This is a genomic window from Sphaerisporangium aureirubrum (assembly GCF_042658925.1).
Lineage (GTDB): Bacteria > Actinomycetota > Actinomycetes > Streptosporangiales > Streptosporangiaceae > Sphaerisporangium > Sphaerisporangium aureirubrum.
On record NZ_JBHSRF010000203.1, the window covers coordinates 1 to 735 of the forward strand.

General features: G+C 69.8%; 1 pseudogene. It reads right to left on the bottom strand.

Annotated elements, in window-relative coordinates:
* Positions 1-152: 152 nt before the first annotated feature.
* Positions 153-735: pseudogene (locus ACFP1K_RS41150) on the bottom strand (IS4 family transposase); the annotation flags it as partial.

The following is a 735-nucleotide window of genomic DNA, read 5'->3' on the forward strand; positions in this document are numbered from 1 at the left end:
GTGTGCCGATGTCGTTGTCGCGTTTGGCGTGGTATTGGTTGTGGCGGGTGCGTTTGACCACGCGGGGGTAGGTGCGGTGTCTGCGGGGCGGGTTGAGGTTGCGGCGGGCGGTGATGTCGGCCATCACGGTGGCGCGGACGCGGTGGGTTTGCTCAGGGGGAAAAGGCTGCTGGGTCGGTGATCCGGCGGCGGACGATCCGTACGGTGCGCAGGAATTTGACCCGGTCGGGGTCGATGTCTGCTTCGGTGGCGGCCCGGCAGATCAGGGCGCTGAGGGCGTAGTGGGTGAGCAGGTAGCCGTAGATTTCCTGGCGGACCATGTCGGGGTGGTGGGAGCGCAGGACGCGGCCGGGTCCGCGCAGGTGTGTCTTGAGCTGAGCGTTGCCGGTTTCGTGTTCCCACCGCTGGTGGTAGGTGGCGGCCAGCAGCGGTGCGGGGGCGGCGGCGGGATCGTCGAGGGTGGTGATCAGCCGGATCGTCTCGGTGCCGTCGCGGTCGGGCACGGTGTATTCCACGACCCGCACCGGTGTGGCCCGCCCGGGGTCCAGGACGTCGCCGCGGTGGGCCGCGGCGATGATGCGCGCCCGGGTCTGCTGATTGTGCACAGCCGGATTGACCAGCACCGAGCGGTAGGACCCATCGGGCAACCCCTCCAGCACCGGCAGTCGGTGGCTGGACTTGACCCGCCACAACAACTGCGCGCCGCCGGCCGCTGCGGCATGCCAGTCGGCCCAG